This window comes from Microcystis sp. LE19-195.1E (genome assembly GCF_027532095.1).
GTDB lineage: Bacteria > Cyanobacteriota > Cyanobacteriia > Cyanobacteriales > Microcystaceae > Microcystis > Microcystis aeruginosa.
On record NZ_JAPZSZ010000307.1, the window covers coordinates 1 to 18489 of the forward strand.

Consider the following 18489-nt stretch of genomic DNA (forward strand, 5'->3'; position numbering starts at 1 on the left):
GGAATGCTATCCATCTCGGAATGGTTGGCAAAATCCTCCAGTGTTTTTACCAAGAGTTGTCAAACAATCCGAAACTGGTTTGGAGAAATCATTAGTTATTTCGAGCGAAGGACAACGAATGGGGTGGTCGAGGGAATCAACAATAAACTTAAACTAATAAAACGGAGAGCCTATGGCTTTAGAAACTTTCGGAATTTTTGGGTTAGAAGTATGTTATCTTGGCATCTTGTCTGTTGATTTAGCATAAAGAGTAACGAAGAGCCGGATTTTTTAGCTGGAATTTTTGATAAACCAGATGGGGTTTCGTCACCCGAATAACTAAACTATCCGAAGGGGTGATACCATTTTTCTTTATTTGCGTCACAACGAATGCAGGCTTGGCAAGCATTCGAGCGTGGATGTCTGTCATGGATTTAGAAATTTGGTAAGTACCTAAGCAAAATTAATTACACAAATCTAACCCCCCCTTGCCTCTTGCCTCTTGCCTTTTGCCTTTCTTCACTAGGAAATTTATTTTGCACGACTACTTATGACAACGAGGTTGAAGCCTAGTGTCTCACTTTCAATCTGCTTGTCACCCCGTCAGCCTCGGCAGTTACCCTTTTTTGTGCCTTTCTTCTAGACTTTATTGAGTCGAAACCTTTTTCCTATAGGCATTTCAGTCTTTTTTAGCATAATCTACATAAATGTTAAAGCCCACATTCCGCACCCTAAGTGTCACAACGTCTCAAAAGAGGAAGGAGCGTGAGTCAAAATACTTATCTAGAGGAGTGAGTTGGCGGCAAGCTGCCAGCAACTAAGCCGAAAATTTCAGAGTTCCCCCGGTCATTCGCAATAAACAGTGCTTGTTGAGAATGGCTGGGCAATCAGACTTAACATCTAGCGTCGAGATGTTCGAGTAGTGCTTAAGTTTTGTCACCCCTTGAAGTCAATCCATCTGGTCAAGATAAGAGATAATATTCCTGGCAAGGTTTGGGAAAAAATCTCAAAATGTTGCGCCTCTCATCCGTTAAGTTGCTAATCTGTTGATTGTCTTGAATACGTAGGAGATGAATCCCTTGAAAGTTCTGAAATATCCAGCGTAATGTTGGTCGGTCAGTTAACTTACCCAACGGATTTTTCAGTCCCGTCTCCTGCTGTTTTAAGTTCAGACGAAGTTGTCTTTGACCAATAGTATAAACCAGCAGGCACAAGCCCATGAGCATGGCCATGACCTCGATTCTATGGGGAGATTTGAGAAAGACACTGTGGGCAAAAAAGCAGGGGTCTTTGAGAAAAGAAAATCCTCTTTCTGGAGCTTGTTGCCCTTTATATTTTTTGAGTATATCCTCACTGCTTAATCGTTTTTTCTCCAAATCGTTAGTTGCTAAAACGAATCGTCCTGCTCGTTTCTTTAGCCTCTCAATCGCTGGCAAATTCAACTCTAATTCGGCTTGAACTTGATAGCTTTGAGAGGATAAATCGTCTTTTGATTTGAGTTTTGACTGCTGAGACTCAGGCGGAATGAGATTGACTTTAATCTCCGTTAACTGATGAGATTTTAAGGAGTCAGATAATCCCTTGACTATCGCCAACGCCACCGCTCTATTCTCAAATTCTCTTCGGGATAGTTGCCGGATTTTTTCTTGGGCAGAATTCTTTTCCTGCTCGATTTTTTTCTCTAATTTTTTCAAGTCTGATTCTTTTCTAGCTTGACTTTCAACTAGCAACCATCTTTGTTCTATCCCCCCATAGTTAGAGATGGTTTCCCGCCAGGAATAACCCGGTATTGGGAGCATCGGTTAACTCTTTTTCTGAGATGCTATCGACTAACTCTTGAGCCTCTTTAATGCTGAAGGGGACTCGAGACAACCAACGCATTTCTCTCATTAGTTTTAAATTCTCTTTGCTATAGAGGGCGCTATCGCCGACTATTAAACTGTCAAAGTCAACTTGTTTTTGAAATTCTCGGGCGATTTGACCAAAAACCGCTTTGTCCGCTTCATTTCCGTCCCCTACTTTCAGGAATAAAGGTACATCTCCATCCCCACTTACGATTAAGTCAATCATAAATTGTTTTAAGTCAGGTCGTCGGTCGCGGGAGTATCCGTAGGTAATTTTTATTGGCTGTTGTCTGGTTTCAATTTCTTCTCCCACTGCTCCTGATTTCAGGATTTCTACTGTTGGGTATTCCTTGTTATATTCTCCTTCTACTGATAGAGAAGTCGAATCTAAATGGGAATTCTCGGTTGCTACACCAAATTTTTTGACGGCGGCTAAACTAATGAGTAGGAAAATGACCGAAACATTCAGTTGATAAAGTTTGTCCATTACTCGACCAATTTTATCATCATTTAATTGTTTGGGTTCGATGCCTTCTCCCAGCAGATGTTCGGTTGCTTTATCTTCAAAAAATTGAGGAAATAAATACAAGGCCCGGGAGACAAATCCCAATCCGTTCAGGATAATTGCTTTCACGACTTGCCCCGCTGTGACAATTTCTCCTCGCTCAATTGAGACTTGTTCGTTGATAATTTCAACGATTCCTATTTCATCGATAATTCCGGCTACTAATCCCAGATGGTCTAGATTTTTGACTTCAATTTCTGTTGATTGATTCATGGTCGAACAGTCCACTCGCCTCAGTTTTCCAACAATTCCTATTTTTTCATAATTAGGGGTCTCAAGACCCCCCTAGCGGCCACCGAGAAAACCTTCACCAGCTAAGTATTTTTACTCAAGTCTCTGGAGGGGGACAGCTTATGTGACAGTTGAGGGTGCGGAATGTGGGATATATGTATTGACGATACAAAAAAATGCTCTTAAGATAGTGACAAGTATTAATTAAAGAGTTGACGGTCTCCGATGGCGATCATTGACAATCCTCTGAATAAATCATAAGAACAAAGCAAATTGTGGGCGATGCTCACTCTACAAAATCTTCCAAGAAAATAAAATTGGTTCTTCGTTACTTGGTATGGTTCGATAGGGGGGGCATAAATCGACTAAATCCTTATCTGGTAAGAGACTTAATTGATTAGTTCGCTCTATATCAAAAACAATTGACAAAAATCGCTAAATGCCTTTCTATATAAGGGTTTCATCCCTTATAACCCCCGTCCATTGCATAACAAAAACCGAAGAGCCCCATTTCTTAACCGACTCTAATGGGGATAAAATTGATAACCCACGGTTTCTTCGTAAGTCTGAAAAAAGACTAAAAAAGGCTCAACGTAAACTCTCAAAAAAGAAAAAGGGAAGCCAAAAAAGGTGGTTCTTCGTTACTTGGTATGGTTCGATCAGGGGGCAGAAATCGGCTAAATCCTTATCTGGCAAGGTACTTAATTGATTAGCTCGTTCTAGATTGAAAACAATTGGCAAAAATCGAAGCAATGTCTTTCTATATAAGGGTTTCACCCCTTATAACTCCCGTCCATTGCATAACACAAACCGAAGAACCAAAAAGGTTAAAGCAGAAATCTAAAGTAGCTCGCCTTCATCTAAAAGTTTCTAGACAACGCAAAGATTTTGCCGTCAAGACAGCAAAAGCGTTAATCCAATCTAACGATTTGGTAGTCTATGAGGACTTGAAGGTATCTAATATGGTGAAAAATCCCAAGCTTGCTAAATCTATTCAAGATGCAAGCTGGTCAATGTTCACCGATTGGCTAGACTACTTTGGGAAAATACACGGGAAGTTTGTGGTAGCGGTGAACCCACAATATACTAGCCAACAATGTTCTAGTTGTGGTAATATCGTCAAGAAAACATTATCTGTAAGAACTCAGGTTTGTTCTTGTGGGTGTGTCTTGGATAGAGACGAAAACGCCGCTATAAACATTCTCGCACGGGCAAATACCGTCGGGCGGACAGAAATTCAAGCCCTCGGACAGACTACCCACTGTCTATTAAGTGAAAGCTTAATAGATAAGGTAACTGGATGAACAGGGAATCCTGAAGTGCTTGAGTGCGATGGGAGCGTCAATTAGGCAAGAAAATTTAGAAAGAAGATAGGAGATAAATAGCCTTAAAATTAATTAGCAGGAGGAAATATTACCAATTAAAGGTTTGCTGCTATGAAATTCCGTCAATTGATGCGGGCAACAGAAAATAAATACAATCGGCTGCTGGCAAATCTAGTCTTGCTCTACATTATTTACCCATTTTTAGTATATCTACCCCTCGGAGATTTGCTAGTTTTCTTTTTCTTCTCCCTCTCTGTGATCATCGCCGTCTATCAGATCGATCGCAGTAAATTGGCTTTAAGATGTAATATCGGTCTGTTTGTAATTGCCCTCATCCTGAGAGTATTCGGCACGATTATCCCTATTTATAGGGATTTAACCGGTTGGTTCGATCTGTCTAGTACATTAATTTCTCTAGCTTTTATTAGTTTATGCGTGTACTCGATTTTACAAGAATTAATTCTCGCCGAACAGGTAACATCCGATATCATCAAAGGGGGAATTTGTGTCTATTTTCTCCTAGGATTTTTCTGGGCATCCGCTTATAGTATCGTCCAGATTTTTGAACCCGATTCCTTTAGCTCCGCCGCTAAAACCGTCAACCAGGCGGATCTACTTCATTTCAGCTTTACTACCCTGGCCACGGTTGGTTACGGTGATATAGTTCCTACCAGTAAAGTCGCTAGAGTTCTAGCCAATTTAGAAGGAATGACTGGAGTTCTCTATCCCGCCGTTTTTATCGCTCGTTTAGTCAGTTTACACAATGGTCGTTAACCAAAACAATCCATCGCCTTGGAGAATATTAGATGATTATGCGTCGCTTTATCCCGATTCTTTCTTTACTTTTGCCTTGGGTCGCCGCCGCAGGAGTCTTGGCGGAAATACCGACTCTATCCCAGGAAATCCGCCCAAAAACGGCGGAACAGGTGATCGAGCAACTCTGTGCTAATTTAACCAAACAGCGATCGTTCACCGTCCAGATGGATGTCACCTATGACGATATACTCGACTCCGGGGCGAAAGTTCAGTACAGTGCCTATCAAAACATCTGGGTAGAGAAACCCGATCGCCTGCGCTCGGACTACACTGGGGATGAACGAGTTACCCGCTTTTTTTACGACGGTAAAACCTTCACCCTCGCGGATCTGGAACGGGATCTATACGTCACGAAACCAGCACCAAATACTCTAGATGAAGCCTTAGACCAAGTAGAGCAAAGGTACGGGATCAGCATTCCCATGTCAAATCTAGCGGCGAACGATCCCTGTGCAGATCTAATGGCCGATGTCAAGCAAATTATTTTTATCGGCAACGACATGGTCAACCGCGAACCGATGTATCACCTGCTGCTGCTCGGTAGCGATCGCGATTATCAAATCTGGGTCACGCCAGATGCCCCCCCCCTACTGAGGAAAGCGATTATTACCTATAAAACTCCACCCGGTTCACCCCAGTACACGGCAATATTATCCGACTGGAATTTTAATCCCAGTACACCCGCCGATACTTTCACTTTCCAACCGGGATCAGAGTCGATCCCTATCGAACTTCTACCCCCTAGGGATAATCAATCCCAGCCATAAAGCCCGTTCATAAAATGCGATCGCTTGTCGGTATTCCCCTAAATCAGCGTTTTGATATACTTTGAATATCTAACGAATTCGAGGTGGGATCATGAAGTCGCAGATTGGACGCTGGGGTAATTCTTTAGCGATTCGGATTCCCAAGTATGCGGTGGAGGCACTGAACCTCAATCCTAAGGACGTTGTTGAATGTTCTGTGGAAAACGGAAAGCTAGTAATTGAGCTAATTCAAGCCTTGCCTGAGTTAAGCCTAGAAGAACTACTGGCTGAGGTTGTTGAATCACCTGAGCCGGAAGTGGATTGGGGACGGCCAATGGGAGAGGAGGTTTGGTGACATACATTCCAGAACGTCGAGATTTCGTGCGGTTGAGCTTTGACCCACAAATTGGGCATGAGCAAATGGGTAATCGTCCAGCACTGGTGGTAAGCCATATTGATTTTAATCGCAAGATTGGTTTTGCCTTTGTCTGCCCGGTGAGCAATACGCAACGCCAGAACCCTTTCTACGTCAAGATTCCAGATGGAGAGGCGGTGACAGGAGTTATCATGGTAGATCAACTGCGATCGTTGGACTTCCGAGCGAGAAAAGCGAGCTTTATCGGCAAGTGTCCAGAACAGTTGATCCAGGATGTTCTCAGAAGAATTAAGCCGATTCTGTTCTGACAGGGACATTCTCAAAAGTCCCAGAAGAGCGATATTAATTATGAACCCAACCCAGATTTATTATAGAAAATGTTCCCGCCAGAGTTCGTGTAGAAACAGGAGAGCGTTTTTTTTTGCACCAGAAACCGTCGAACGCTTGCAGAAAATAATCTGGGAAGATAAGCAGCCAAGGCGAATAAAAAAATCAAGGAGTCCGGGCCATGAAAAGATCTTTATGTCAAAACTTATGTGTTCTTGCCGCCCTCCTCTTGGGTACAAGTTTACTGGTAACGGATTATGTGGACGCTCGCGGTGGCGGTGGTGGCGGTAGTCGTGGCGGTGGTGGTGGTAGTCGTGGCGGTGGTGGAGCTTCCCCACGGGTTAACCGCAGTAGTGATCTGCAAAACCGAGGGAATTTTAGTAATCGTTCCCAACCCTCTAGAGATTTTTCTGGAAGACAGGGAGAACGGCAAACTAATCAACAAACCCGTCAAGGGGAACGCACGGAAAGACAGGGGGAACGGCAAACCAGTCAACAAAACCGTCAAGGGGAACGCAGCGCAAGACAGGGGGAACGGCAAACCAGTCAACAAACCCGTCAAGGGGAACGCACCGAAAGACAGGGGGAAAGACAGGGGGAACGCAGCGAAAGAACCGATATCCGTCAAGGGGAACGCACGGAAAGACAGGGGGAACGGCAGCAGCAGGTTAGCGATCGCCAACAGAACCGTCAGAACTTTATTGACGATAATCGCAACGGTTACTGGCGTGGTGGCGGTTGGTACGGTGGCGGTTATTACGTCCCCCCGGGTTGGGGTTGGGTGGGGTTAACCACTGGCCTAGTCATCGGTTCAGCGATCGCTACTCTCCCCCCCTACTACAATACCGTCTATGTGGGTTCCACTTCCTACATTTACTCGGACGGCATCTATCTTCAGCCTAGCGGTAGTTCCTACACGGTGGTGGCCCCTCCCATCGGCGCAATTGTCACCTATCTCCCGGACGGCTGCACCACAATCACGGCTGACAATACGCTTTATTACAATTGTAGCGGTATCTACTATCAGCCTCTGTTTGAGAATGGTTCCACGGTTTATCAGGTGGTTCGCTTCTAATCGGGTTCTTCTTCATCAATAATTGCCGATCGATCTAATAATAATAAATCTCGCAGGCGATCGGTATCTAATTCTGTTAACCAATTTTCCCCAGCATCTACGGTTTGTTCCGCTAATTGTTTCTTGCTTTCGATCATCTCATTAATGCGTTCCTCTAGGGTTCCCGTACAGATGAATTTATGCACCTGAACATTGCGTTTTTGTCCGATGCGGAAAGCGCGATCGGTGGCCTGATTCTCTACGGCCGGATTCCACCAACGATCGATATGAAAAACGTGATTAGCGCGGGTTAAATTTAATCCTGTTCCCCCCGCTTTCAGGGAGAGAATAAAAATCTTTGGTCCCTGGGGATCATTTTGAAAGCGCTCGATCATTTCTCCCCGATCTTTTGCTTTGGTAGAACCGGAGAGAAATAATATTTCCTCGGCTAATTTTTTCTGGAGATGGGTTTGTAGGAGTTTTCCCCACTCGGCAAATTGTGTAAAAATTAAAGCTCGATCGCCTTCTGCTATCACTTCCTCTACCATGGCTTCTAAACGTAATAATTTTCCCGATCTTTGACTGGTTTCTAAACTATTTTCTTTCAAAAAATGGGCGGGATGATTACAAATTTGTTTTAGTTGCATTAGCAAGGTTAAAATTAATCCATGTTTCTGAATTCCTTGAATTTCTTCAATTTTCTGGAGGGTTGTCTCGACTAATTGTTGATAAAGTTGTCCCTGTTCTTTCGATAAACCACAAAAAATATTCATTTCCTGTTTTTCTGGTAAATCTTCAATAATATTTTTATCGGTTTTTAATCTCCGTAAAATAAAGGGACGGACAAGGGAACGTAAATTATGCAGGGATTCTTGATCGCCGTATTTTTCAATAGGAAGGGCAAAACGACGCTGGAAAAATGTTTGAGTTCCTAAAAAATTGGGATTGAGAAAATCCAAAATTGACCATAATTCCGTCAGGCGATTTTCTACGGGAGTTCCCGTTAAGGCAATCCGAAATCCTGCGGGTATTTTTCGCACTGCTTGGGATTGTTTAGCCGTAGAGTTTTTAATATTTTGAGCTTCATCTAAAACTAAACCTTGCCATTGTACTGCTTCTAAAGTGGACAGATCGCGATAGATTAAAGGATAACTGGTAATAACAACCGATTTATTTTTTACCTCTTGAGCAAAAGCTTGACCTTTTAATCTTTTTTCGCCATGATGCACAAAAACTGTCAGGGTGGGAGCAAATTTTCTTAATTCATGTTCCCAGTTATTGACCACGGAAGTGGGAGCCACCACTAACACGGGATTAACTAACATATCCTGTTCTTTTAATGCTAGTAAAAAAGCGATTAATTGCGGGGTTTTTCCTAAACCCATATCATCGGCTAAACAAGCACCTAAACCCCACTTTTCTAGGAAAGCTAACCAACTAACTCCCTTGATTTGATAGGGACGTAATTCCCCCCGAAATTCCCGCGGTGGGTTGATTAATTGAATCCCTTGATTGTTATTTAAATTATCAATTAATTCCTTTAATGCTCCCTCCGCTTGGAAATTAACTACCGGCAGTTTAGCAATTAGATTATTATCTCCTGAACTCAAGCGCAGGGCATCTTCCACCGAGAGATTCAGGGGAGCGATGGTATTATTTAAAATTGCCTGAGCTGCTTTGACATCCGTAGGTTGTAGGATTAACCATTTGCCTCCCACTTCCACCACTGGCGATTTTTTCTCTAATAACTTATCAAAATCTTTTTTCGATATTTCCTGTTCCCCTACCACTAATTTAAGCTGAAAGTTTAACAAACTGGTTAAACTTAATCTTTCTCCTTTTTTGGGAGTGACAGTGGCAGCAATCTTAATTCCTAATCTTTGTTCATTACTACCGGCAGTTAAACCCGTTGGCAAAATTACCCCTAATCCCTGCTCTTGCAATTGCCAAGTGATCGAGCGAATAAACTGATAAACTTCGAGCGAATCAAGAGAACATTCCTCCGGGTGTCTTTGCTCTAAACTAATTCTAATTGGTTCGTACAATCGCGCCGCTAATCCCAATCCTTTTAAGAGAATTTCCTGAGGATTATTGACAACTCTTTGATAACTATGATAACTTTCTTTACCCTCTAACCAAATCAACTTGGCACTAATGAGAAATTCTTGATCATCTAACGCTTGTAAATAATAGGTGAGTTTCCACACTGTCCCTAGACTGGGAGGTTGTAAAGATAAACAGACACGGTATTGATTCTCGATTAATTGGCGATTATTGCCATTAACCAAACTTTCTTGGATAGGAAACACCCAGTTATGATAAGCATTTTCTAGACGCTGTAAATTCTTGGCTTCTAAAGCAATCTCATGATGATCACCGCTTAAAGATTGTAGCCATGGTTTTACCATCAATGACGGCGAAATATTAACACTACTATCTATCTTTTGTCGCAAACGAGCATCGACAATATTTTTCAAGCAATCGAGAATAATTGTTTGTGGTTCGCTATTTTCTTGATAGGCAAGACAGACCGGGGGAATGGTTTGGATAAACTTAGCTAAACGAGTGCGATCGATGGTACTATCTAGCAGGGGATACCAGCAACTTTCACCCTGATTTATTCCCGCTAAAAATTTCCCCCTTGCGAATAAATCTAAACTCCAACGGTGCAAATACAGCCAAAATCGTAGATCATTGCCGATAAATTCGGCCTTAGCTAGGGGTAATTTCTCCCATAACCGCACTATCATCCCCGCAGAAAAAGTTAATCCCGATACCTGCCATGGTTGCCAAGACAAGGATTTAGCTGTGGGTTCGAGAATTTGCCCCGACAGCAGCGGTAAAAAATATTTTTTCCTAGGGGGGGAATAACTAGGTAAACTGAGCTTGATTGATTCTGGAGAATACCGGTTAAGCTGAGGAGAAAATTTCTCGATAAATTGGGCTAATGCCCCAGATTCTAGACAAAAAGGATGATTTTCCTTTGTTTCACTTAATTCCTTCCCTTGCCACTGTTCACCCCAAAGAAAAAAAACACTATCTTGCGAACGAATCAGCCAATTACCGTGTAGAGTAGTCATTATGAAATAGGGAAATTCCTCTAAAAAACTTGCTGTTGAAAAGGTAACAAATCTCGATTTTGTCGCTTCTTCTGACCTTAAGAGCCTCTAATCTTCTATTTTAGTGGACAAGGGCTGATTTCTCAAGCAGAATCTAGTTAAGCGATTAGCCCCGATCGCATGGTTATTATCAGTAATAATAAATAGATTTATTTTTCAACTATGTACAAATCGATCGCCCTCACCCTCGTCCTCAGTCTTCCCCTGAACTTCTCCCTAGTTGGTCAGACGGAAGATTTAAACCACCTACAGCAATTATTATCCACCCGAAAATGTCCCCAATGCGATCTGAGCGGTTCGGGGTTAGTGCAATCGAATCTAGTCGGGGCAAAATTAAATGGGGCCAATCTCGTCGGGGCCAATCTTAGTCAAGCTAATTTAAGTGGGGCGGATCTGAGTGGGGCAAATTTAACCGGCGCCTCTCTTTTTGGTGCTAATCTCACTGGAGCGAACTTAACCGGGGCAATCTTGACGGGTGCGGATTTAAGAGGCACTTATCTCAATAATGCTAACCTCGACAACACCAAACTAGACACTGCCTATGTACAGGGTGCGGTGGGAATTCCCAGTAGTGCCGGTACTCCTGAACTATTCTACGGACTAGGAATGGTGGAAGGAAAACAGGGACGCACCAGCGCCGCTATAGAAAATTTTAATAAGGCCTTGACAATTAACTCGGAATATGCTCCAGCTTATCTGGCCCGGTCCATGGCTCACTATCGTCTGGGACAAAATGCTCTAGCGGCCCAGGACGCTCAAATGGCTTCGACTCTCTTTGAACGGCAAGGTAACACCCCCGGTTACGAAGCGGCAGAGAATTTTATTAAAGGCATGGAAATCGCCCGAAAACCGCAAGAACAAGGTGGTGGCAATGCTCAATTAGATCAAATGGTGCAGGGGATTGGTTCTCTGCTTTTACAGTTTGTTTTACCCGCTTTGGGACTGTTTTAATCCTCGTCCGCTGGCTCTTCTAAATGTTCCGAGACCGCGTAATAAAGGTCAAGAACATGATGATCGGCAAGACGATAAAAGACTCTCCGTCCCTGTTTTTGGTATTTAACTAATCTTAAGGCTCTTAGGGTTCTTAACTGGTGCGATACGGCCGATTCACTCATCCCTAAGTCGTCGGCTAAGTCACAAACACATAATTCTTGTTTGGCTAAAAGCGACAGAATTCTGAGGCGGTTGGCATCCCCCAAAAGGCTGAAAAATTCGGCCATTTTTTGGGCTTTTTCTAGTTCTAATCCCTGCAAGTGCTGGAATTTCGCCTCTTGGTGATGGGATTCCCCACAAACCGGCACTATTTTCTCTATGGCCATGTTTTTTCCTGATCGGTTATTAAGGGAAAGTTGAGAAAGGGAGGTATCGATCAAATCTTCCATGCCGATACTTGTCCCCTTCTCCCCAATAACTAAATTTGACTGCAAGAACAGCCCTGGTGTCCACCGCCTTTCTCGTTCTCGTTAACGTGACCATTGGCACAAGCTTGGCAACAGTAGTATTTATCGTTTTCTTTGATGGCATCGGCGATCGATACTACACACTTACAGGATTCACAAGCACATTTCATGGTGGTGACAGCGATCATGGTTACTACCTCTGAACTTCTTTACTGACTTTAGTATAACATCTGAACAGATGTTCATGGATTGAATAAAGTTAAATTTTTCTAAAACTCAGACGGGTGGGAAGTTCTCCTTGATCAGTGATCAGATTTGAGTTTTCAGTTTGCATATAGAGCTTTTCACGTTACTGAGGTATCGACAAGTTTTGCCAACAAAGAGTTTAAGCCCCTTGCCCATGCCTCATTCTGATGAAAACTGCTATATATAGTCTAAGGTAGAAAAAAGTTAAATACTGACTAAACCGCCCAATCATAACAACTTAGGCGACAAATTCTGATGTTATTAGCATTAAAACAACTAACTGTTACCCCAGGCGACCGCCTGTTGTTAACTTCACTCACTTGGCAAGATTATGAAAAAATTCTTGACGAATTGGGAGATCGACGGTCAATTCGTCTATCTTATAGTCAGGGAACTTTAGAAGCAATGACTCCTCTTTTTATTCATGAAAATACCAAAGTTTTAATCGGGGATTTGGTTAAAGTTCTCCTGGATGAATTAGAGTTAGACTATGAACCCGCTGGATCGACAACCTTTAAAAATCAGCAAATGGATCAAGGAATAGAACCAGATGAGTCTTTTTATATCGAAAATTGTGCTGCTGTCAGGGGAAAAAAGCGACTTGATCTGGCTATTGATCCCCCTCCCGATTTAGCCATTGAAATTGATATTACTAAGCGAACCCGATTTAATAATTATGAGCGATTGGGTGTTCCTGAATTGTGGCGATATAATGGAGAGAGACTGGAAATCAATGTTTTGCAAGGATCAGAATATGTTGAATCTTGCCAAAGCCGACTATTTCCTCAATTTAATCTAATAGAAAAAATTCCAGAAACGCTACAAAATAGTCAAAAAATAGGTAGTGCAATGGCATTAAAACAATTCCGAATTTGGGTCAAGCAAAAGCTTAATGCCTGACTTTAAATGGACAACCAATTCAGGGAACTTTTGCCGATGATAATTTAGGGGTTACAGTTTTTGATTTAAGGCTGCACCTATTCCTATTGATCAGTGATCAGTTAAGTAGTCGGACATAAATTCTGTTGTCTATCTTAAGAAATGTAAATTGCCGCAATTCTTACTGACGACCGACTCCTGACGACCGACTCCTTACCCCACAGTTAACTTTACTTTTGTCCAACTACTTATCAGTGGGTAAGTTAACAGTTATCAGATGTGAGTTTTTAAGTGTGCAGTATTAAATAGAAGTTTCCTACTGTCTTTTTACTGTTTACTGTTTACTGTTCACTGATTACTGTTTTTAGACGCGGAACGGACTACCAGCGATCGCCAGCCTCATAAATTGCTAAACGTCCGACACCTAGATATAATCCGGGAGAATTCTCCCCGGGGGGATAAGCAGTAATTCCAAACTGATAGACACCACCATAATCGGGATTTCGTACTGGTTTCAGACCGATGGAAACGGTATTACCGGGGGGGACAGGAGGATCAAAAATGACCGTAATCGTCTGAGTATTGGGGTCAAAAGTAGTGGATTTTAGGGTTAATTTTTCGCCTCGCTGATTGCGATCGCCAAGAAAAGCAAAGGTTTGATCGAGAAGAAAAGCAATAGTTTGAATATTAGGCTGCTGTTGTATGGTTACTTTACCCAAGGGCGCCCCGAGAGACGGCGGTAGAGCGATGGTAAGATAGTATTTTGCCCCCCAAGTACGCACGGATTGGAAAGTAGCGAAGAAATTAACTAGAGTGGGAGAACTCTCAAAAAATACTCTGCCATCGGGAAATTGTCCTGCGAGAGACACAGAAGCATCAAAAGCGAGTATAGCAATCAAAGCGAGTTTAGATAGACTTTCAGTCTGTTTTAAAGGCAAAAAAGGAATTTTCAAGGTAAAAGCTACTATAAAATATTGATTGTTAAGGGCAATTATACCAAATTCACTTAACCCTAAACCGCTGCCATTATCAGTGATCAGTTATCAGTTGTTTTCTCCCCACTCCCCCACACCCCACTTCCCCAACCCCCAACCCCCAACAGCTAACCCCCAACTTGCAATGTATCTCGAACACCTACATCTTCACAGTTTTAGAAATTATGCCGAACAGTTGCTAAAATTCGAGTCCAAAAAAACAATATTATTGGGCAATAATGCTCAGGGAAAATCCAATTTACTAGAAGCGATCGAACTTTTGGCCACTCTCAAGAGCCATCGAGTCAGCAAGGATCGGGATCTGGTGCTAGAATCGGACTCGGAGGCGAGAATTTTTGCTAGGGTTAATCGTCTTTATGGGGCATCAGAATTAAGTTTAATTCTCCGTTCTTCCGGTCGTCGCACCGTGATCCGCGACCGTCAACCCCTGCGCCGTCATCTCGATTTTTTGGGCGTGATTAATGCGGTACAATTTTCTAGTCTCGATCTGGATTTAGTGCGCGGTGGTCCGGAAGCTCGCCGAGATTGGTTAGATACTTTATTAATTCAATTAGAACCCCTATACGTTCATATTTTACAGCAATATAATCAGGTTTTACGACAAAGAAATGCCCTCTTAAAAGAGATTCGTAAACAGGAATTAGAGGGAAAAGTTTATGGGGATTTATCCCAACTAAAACTCTGGGATTTACAACTAGCAGAAACTGGTTCAAGAGTAACGAGAAGAAGGGCGCGAGTCCTGCAAAGATTAATTCCTTTAGCCCAAAAATGGCACGAAAGTATTAGCGGAAAAACCGAATTTTTAGAATTACAATATATTCCCAATGTGCCTTGGGTAGAAGATGATGTCAATGGGGTACAAAGGGCTTTTTTAGATAAGATTGAAACCCGTCGTTTGGCAGAGAAACAACTAGGGACATCGGTAGTCGGTCCCCACCGGGATGAAGTGGATTTTTTAATTAACCAAAACCCCGCTAAATCCTACGGTTCCCAAGGACAACAAAGAACCTTAGTTTTAGCCTTGAAATTAGCGGAATTACAGTTATTAGAGCAGATTATCGGGGAACCTCCCCTACTACTCCTCGATGATGTTTTAGCGGAATTAGATATCGAACGACAAAATCAATTATTAGATGCGATCGAAGACCGTTTTCAAACTTTAATTACCACCACTCATCTCAGTTCTTTTGAGTCCCGTTGGTTGCAATCTTCCCAAGTATTTTCTGTCAAAAAGGGACATATTTTTTATTAGCCTATAGCCACCAGCCTTCAGCCCTATTCAGTTATCAGTTATCAGGTTTTTCTCCCTATCTTTCCACTCTCTAGTCACCTCAGCAGTTTAACCCTAAACTAAAGCTACTCATTCAGTAAATAGCTGCGATATCTCGGTAGTTTGCTCTAGAAAATTTCTCATATCTTCTGGTTTAATTGTTTGGTTTAATTGATAAATTACTAACCATTCACCACCAGCTTCCAAGTACCAACCATGGTTCTGCCCAAAAAATTGTAAGGTGTCAAAATTCAAGATTTCTCGGATAGTAGATTCTTACCATAATACGATCTCAAGCTTATGAACCTTTATTTACAGACCATTGCTGTCAATCGCGGTCATCCTGATTGCTGGCTAAATTGTTGCTGTTAGAAAGTCCGTATAGCTCCTTAACCGATTGGCGGGAAAGGACGATAATTGTGAAGACTCCGAGAATTGTACCCAACGGGGTGAACAAGCAGAGGATGCAAGCTATCACAAAAGAAAACCAGTATTTCTTGTGACGGCTGAGAAATCGACCCGAAAAAATCGCAGAAATCGCTAAAGCTTCTCCTAGCAGTACTGTTGTTGCACCTAGAGCGGCGAATAGATATCCAAATGCTTTGGGGGGTAACTCTCCCGACGGCTCCATCGGGAATGATTCAGGGGAGGTAATCATGCTTATTCCTATAAAAAAATGACCCAAGAAAATAAGAGAGAAAAAAGCAATTACTCCTCCCACAATGTAATGAAATATTGACAATAATCTTAGGTGTTTTCGGTCGTTATTTGTGTTCATATAGGTAACTCATAATAGAAATCTACATAATACTATATCGGGGAGCATCTCATTTATGCAAGTGAGTAATTATACTTATACCTAAAACTGTTTTCTAGCAAGGCTTTCAAAATAGCTTGACATAAAAACCTGATTTAAGGGTTACAAAGGTGAGATGCTCCCTTATATCATTATATCGAAGCTGAAAACTTTTCTAGTCAAGGGATTTACTCGAATAGAAATGATTCTAATTCTCCCATAGTTTTTCGATGAAATTGAATTAGTAACGAAAGACATACAGTTCAGCTATAGAACTATTTTTGTTAGTACAGATGGGAAAAGCAGTCCGTGATCGGGTTGTCGCTTTTGGGGATATCTCGTGTAATCATCTCGACATCACCTCCCTTGCCTAGCTTCAGGTAATTCCGATTCTGAGGGTTAACTCTCGAAGGTATTGACTTCTGGCAATAGCTAGAGATTTGTTATTAGCTAAAAGCAAATATTATTTGAGCCAAAATTGCTCGATTCCCCCTAACGATGGGTCTGGTAAAACGTCCTTGACTTTTTTCTTTGTCTGTATATACCCATAATAACAAAACAGGCCGCAGGCCTGTTTCACTATTAGATTAAGAATAATTAATCCTACCTAATCTCGCGGACTACCGGCTTACCGTCGATAATTTCACCGACGAGAATCAGATCAGCAACCCCGACAAATAAACCATTTTCTAAAACCCCCGGCATATTATTAATAGTTCTTTCCAAATCAGCCGGATCATCGATACTATCAAATTTAACATCGATAACTAAATTGCCTTGATCTGTCACCACGGGGCCAGCTTTTTTCACTCCCATGCGCAGAGAAGGTTTACCACCGAGGGCCTCTAATTTCAGCATCACCGGAGTCATGGCCATGGGTAACACTTCCACCGGCAAAAGAAAAGTCGATCCCAACTTATCCACCAGCTTATTGCCATCCACTACCACGACAAAAATATCGGCGAGACTATCGACAATTTTCTCCTGAGTATGGGCAGCACCGCCGCCTTTAATCAGGTTTTTCTGGGGATCCACCTCATCGGCCCCATCGATAGCGATATCCATCTTTGCGATGACATCGAGGGTAGTGAGGGGAATTCCGTACTTCCTAGCCAAAACTTGCGCTTGAAAAGAAGTAGGAACCCCGACAATATTGCTGATTTCCCCGCTTTGCAGTCTAGCGCCCAGATACTCGATCGCGTAGGCCGTTGTTGAACCAGTTCCCAATCCCACGACCGAATGAGATTGAACTAGATTAGCGGCGGCTTTACCGACCTCCTGTTTCATGAGAATGACCGGATCGATTGCTGTCATGATGCACATTCCTAAAAGCGATGTTTTGAACCTCTTAGTTATCGGCTATCCGTTGCCCTCTTGTCAATGCAATTAGGGATTAGTGGCCTGAGCTGCTAACATTTCCTTGAGTTTAGCCAATTCATTAGCCCAACGGGGATCTGGCTGTAAAGCGTCACCATCGCCGGTAACTTTCGGGGTACTACTGCCACCCCGTTCAGCCTTGCGTTTTTTGCCGCCGCCGCCACCACTACTGGATTTGCGCGGTGCTGCCGTCGTCGGTTTCGGAGTCGGTCTTTCGACTTTTTCCGGGGTTTCTACGCTGGCCTCCGGCCCTTCTGCTTCTTCTCCTTCTTCTTTACCTCCCTTGCTCCGGGGGAGAGCTTTCTCGATTTTGATCGGGTTTTCCATGAAGGATTGACCGTTGTATTTTTCGATAAACTGGTCAGCTAGTTCATCGCTAGGGACGGTAACGAAGGCAAAACCGCGACATTTGCCAGTTTTGCGATCTTTGATGACTTTAGTGGTAATCGTATCCCCTTCATCGGCAAAAAGCGCCTGTAATTTTTCGCGCTCGACGGATTCTTTGGGCAAATTACCAACGTATAGACGAACGGACATGATGGATTCCTCCAAGTATAGGTTGATTTGACATACTCCCACCGTCAAGCTACGCTGTGACGGGGGATTCTTTCCACATTGCTGTTAGAAATTCCTTGTTCAACGAGACAGCTTAGATTCTCAATGTCTCCATTAAGAATCCAGAGGCCGGACTCTCCCAAGGCGTTTGGGTCGGTTTCTGTTTGCCCAACAGTACCGTTGAGATAATTTCCCAAGTATTGTAACCCTTTTTTAAGAATATTTATTGCTGCATTATGATCCCTATCTAAGACTGTTTTACAGTTAGGACATTGATGAGTTCTAGTGCTTAATGTTTTTTGCACTCTCGTCCCACAAACTGAACAATCTTGAGAAGTGAAATGCGGCGGCACAGCAACACAAACAATCCGATAAATCTTGGCAAAATAATTCAACCATTGAGTGAATTGATACCAAGAAGCATCAGAAATCGACTTGGCAAGCTTACGGTTTTTGACTAAGTTTCTTACCTTTAAAGCTTCATAGACTACCAGATCATTAGACTGGACTAACGCCAAAGCGTCTTTAATTGCTTTGTCTTTACGTTGTCTTGATACTTTAAGATGAAGCCTAGCTACTTTTATCCGTT

Annotated in this window: 18 protein-coding genes and 3 pseudogenes; 11 read left to right on the top strand and 10 right to left on the bottom strand. The window is 42.6% G+C overall.

Annotated elements, in window-relative coordinates:
• A partial coding sequence (locus tag O9300_RS16980; RefSeq protein WP_287972883.1) for a transposase occupies window positions 1-237 on the top strand: 237 nt, incomplete at its 5' end.
• A 704-nt stretch (window positions 238-941) separates the two neighbouring features.
• Here the strand turns inward: O9300_RS16980 and O9300_RS16985 are convergent.
• Window positions 942-2601, bottom strand: a pseudogene (locus O9300_RS16985) (IS1634 family transposase).
• Between the two features lie 457 nt (window positions 2602-3058).
• Between O9300_RS16985 and O9300_RS16990 the strand changes: the two are divergent.
• From O9300_RS16990 to O9300_RS17020, 7 genes and pseudogenes are all read left to right on the top strand, one after another.
• A pseudogene (locus tag O9300_RS16990) lies at window positions 3059-3244 on the top strand (transposase); the annotation flags it as partial.
• Window positions 3245-3440: 196 nt separating this feature from the next.
• A pseudogene (locus tag O9300_RS16995) lies at window positions 3441-3923 on the top strand (RNA-guided endonuclease InsQ/TnpB family protein); the annotation flags it as partial.
• A gap of 132 nt (window positions 3924-4055) precedes the next feature.
• On the top strand, window positions 4056-4718 hold the full coding sequence (locus tag O9300_RS17000) for a potassium channel family protein (protein WP_287972885.1): 663 nt from the start codon (window positions 4056-4058) through the stop codon (window positions 4716-4718).
• A gap of 32 nt (window positions 4719-4750) precedes the next feature.
• Entirely contained in the window at window positions 4751-5527 is a 777-nt protein-coding gene (locus tag O9300_RS17005) for a DUF2092 domain-containing protein (protein WP_287972887.1), read from the top strand.
• Between the two features lie 91 nt (window positions 5528-5618).
• Window positions 5619-5861 (top strand): AbrB/MazE/SpoVT family DNA-binding domain-containing protein, encoded by a 243-nt coding sequence (locus O9300_RS17010; protein ID WP_002760402.1) that lies wholly within the window; start codon window positions 5619-5621, stop codon window positions 5859-5861.
• Entirely contained in the window at window positions 5858-6190 is a 333-nt protein-coding gene (locus tag O9300_RS17015) for a type II toxin-antitoxin system PemK/MazF family toxin (RefSeq protein WP_287972899.1), read from the top strand. Before O9300_RS17010 ends, O9300_RS17015 begins: the two co-directional genes overlap by 4 nt.
• Window positions 6191-6390: 200 nt before the next feature.
• Window positions 6391-7284, top strand: coding sequence for a DUF6515 family protein (locus tag O9300_RS17020; protein WP_287972888.1), 894 nt, complete (start codon window positions 6391-6393; stop codon window positions 7282-7284).
• Here O9300_RS17020 and O9300_RS17025 read toward each other — a convergent pair.
• Entirely contained in the window at window positions 7281-10343 is a 3063-nt protein-coding gene (locus O9300_RS17025) for a sll1366 family intein-prone helicase (RefSeq protein WP_287972890.1), read from the bottom strand. The genes O9300_RS17020 and O9300_RS17025 overlap by 4 nt on opposite strands.
• 201 nt (window positions 10344-10544) lie before the next feature.
• On the opposite strand from O9300_RS17025, the gene O9300_RS17030 reads away from it, so the two are divergent.
• Complete coding sequence (locus tag O9300_RS17030; protein WP_287972892.1) at window positions 10545-11333, top strand: pentapeptide repeat-containing protein; 789 nt, start codon at window positions 10545-10547, stop codon at window positions 11331-11333.
• Here the strand turns inward: O9300_RS17030 and O9300_RS17035 are convergent.
• Window positions 11330-11764, bottom strand: coding sequence for an ArsR/SmtB family transcription factor (locus O9300_RS17035; RefSeq protein ID WP_287972893.1), 435 nt, complete (start codon window positions 11762-11764; stop codon window positions 11330-11332). The genes O9300_RS17030 and O9300_RS17035 overlap by 4 nt on opposite strands.
• Before the next feature lie 29 nt (window positions 11765-11793).
• Window positions 11794-11970 carry a metallothionein gene (locus tag O9300_RS17040; RefSeq protein WP_287972894.1) on the bottom strand — a complete coding sequence of 59 codons (177 nt, stop codon included), beginning with the start codon at window positions 11968-11970 and terminating at the stop codon, window positions 11794-11796.
• A gap of 313 nt (window positions 11971-12283) precedes the next feature.
• Here O9300_RS17040 and O9300_RS17045 point away from each other — a divergent pair, with 313 nt between their 5' ends.
• Complete coding sequence (locus tag O9300_RS17045) at window positions 12284-12928, top strand: Uma2 family endonuclease (protein WP_287972895.1); 645 nt, start codon at window positions 12284-12286, stop codon at window positions 12926-12928.
• A 359-nt stretch (window positions 12929-13287) separates the two neighbouring features.
• Here O9300_RS17045 and O9300_RS17050 read toward each other — a convergent pair whose 3' ends face one another.
• A complete protein-coding gene (locus O9300_RS17050; protein WP_125731438.1) occupies window positions 13288-13860 on the bottom strand; it encodes a DUF2808 domain-containing protein in 573 nt (190 codons plus the stop codon).
• Between the two features lie 166 nt (window positions 13861-14026).
• On the opposite strand from O9300_RS17050, the gene recF reads away from it, so the two are divergent.
• Window positions 14027-15154: a DNA replication/repair protein RecF gene (gene recF / locus O9300_RS17055; protein ID WP_149985663.1), complete on the top strand. Its 1128-nt coding sequence runs from the start codon at window positions 14027-14029 to the stop codon at window positions 15152-15154.
• A gap of 108 nt (window positions 15155-15262) precedes the next feature.
• Here the strand turns inward: recF and O9300_RS17060 are convergent, their stop codons facing one another.
• From O9300_RS17060 to O9300_RS17080, 5 genes are all read right to left on the bottom strand, one after another.
• The gene (locus O9300_RS17060) at window positions 15263-15427 is read right to left on the bottom strand and encodes a hypothetical protein (RefSeq protein WP_155726615.1); all 165 of its coding nucleotides are present in this window, start codon (window positions 15425-15427) and stop codon (window positions 15263-15265) included.
• A gap of 73 nt (window positions 15428-15500) precedes the next feature.
• Window positions 15501-15830, bottom strand: a complete 330-nt coding sequence (locus O9300_RS17065; protein ID WP_197533163.1) for a hypothetical protein — start codon at window positions 15828-15830, stop codon at window positions 15501-15503.
• A gap of 741 nt (window positions 15831-16571) precedes the next feature.
• Entirely contained in the window at window positions 16572-17282 is a 711-nt protein-coding gene (gene rpiA, locus O9300_RS17070; RefSeq protein WP_061431129.1) for a ribose-5-phosphate isomerase RpiA, read from the bottom strand.
• Window positions 17283-17354: 72 nt separating this feature from the next.
• Window positions 17355-17882 carry an RNA recognition motif domain-containing protein gene (locus O9300_RS17075; RefSeq protein ID WP_147073274.1) on the bottom strand — a complete coding sequence of 176 codons (528 nt, stop codon included), beginning with the start codon at window positions 17880-17882 and terminating at the stop codon, window positions 17355-17357.
• Between the two features lie 44 nt (window positions 17883-17926).
• On the bottom strand, window positions 17927-18489 hold a 563-nt coding region (locus O9300_RS17080), incomplete at its 5' end, for an RNA-guided endonuclease InsQ/TnpB family protein (RefSeq protein WP_287972897.1).